The following is a 1,030-nucleotide window of genomic DNA, read 5'->3' as shown; positions in this document are numbered from 1 at the left end:
ATTTCTTCTGAAATTCGATTCGAGACAATGTCTGAAAAACTGTCTGAAATTGTACTGACTTGTTTTTTTAAAATTTCGACTTGCTGAATTGCGATGTTGGTCGCAGCACGCATATTATTTTGATAGCGCTGACTATTATTTTCTAAATGTTCAGTAAGCTGTTTAGCCTGAGCATCAGCATTTTTAATATGGGTGGTCGTCTGTTCAATATTTAGATTTGATGCTTGTAAACGGACAATTTCAAGTGCTTTTTGAGCAACTGAAATTTGCTGAACAACACTATTTAACTGCTTACTGACGTTTTGAATATCATCAAAACTTGATGCAATCTTGCTATCAAAATTTGATAGCGTTTCGATCAATTTCGGAAAGTTTGTACTGACTGTATCAGTCTTTGATGCAATGACTTTCAGTTGCTCCACAAGCTCAGACTTGGCTTTCTGAGCTTGTATGTCTTGGCTTTCAATCGTGCTGACAATGGCTGTCAGTAAATCAATAATCTCGCTGTTGTCAGTCATGTGACTGCTCCCAATTTTTAGTTAAAATGGTGAATAATCGTTATCGTTATCAGATTGTGGCTTGGGCTTTTCGGCCTTTTTTTGCTTCAATCGTTCAAGCTTCTGACTGAGTGTCTCAGTTGGTTCCGCTGTGGCATTTGGCGGGATATTGGATTCTTTGAGCCGTTCAAGTTTTTCCCGTAAATTAGTTGGTTCAGGCTTTTGATCTGCAAGCTCGTTGTCTATTAGCTGCTGTGCATTATTGATCTGATCAAGCAAGTCTTGCGCTTGCTCATAGTCTGATTTTGGCTTCGGTTTTAAGCTGTCCAATAGCTCTTTTTCAGCAAGTTTTTCACCGTTCAAAATCTTGTATGCAAGCTCCGCAGGCAATGGCACATTGATAAAGTTCAGATAGTCAGCTTCGGTTTGTTGCTTTGCTTTCTGCTGTTTGTTGTATTCGTGAACATCCATTTTATTGCCCTGAGCAACACGACTTTTTACCATTTCACCTTCGTGAACTGTTGCTGAAATTT

2 pseudogenes are annotated in these 1,030 nt (G+C 38.8%); both read right to left on the bottom strand.

Features of this window, described 5'->3' with window-relative positions:
• Window positions 1-518, bottom strand: a pseudogene (locus tag FTV38_RS17925) (hypothetical protein); the annotation flags it as partial.
• Window positions 519-539: 21 nt separating this feature from the next.
• A pseudogene (locus FTV38_RS17920) lies at window positions 540-1,030 on the bottom strand (hypothetical protein); the annotation flags it as partial.

It is taken from the genome of Acinetobacter sp. YH16044, from assembly GCF_013417145.1.
Classification (GTDB): Bacteria; Pseudomonadota; Gammaproteobacteria; order Pseudomonadales; family Moraxellaceae; genus Acinetobacter; species Acinetobacter amyesii.
The sequence above is the reverse complement of the archived record's forward strand: the minus strand, read 5'-3'. Positions and strand labels throughout refer to the sequence as shown.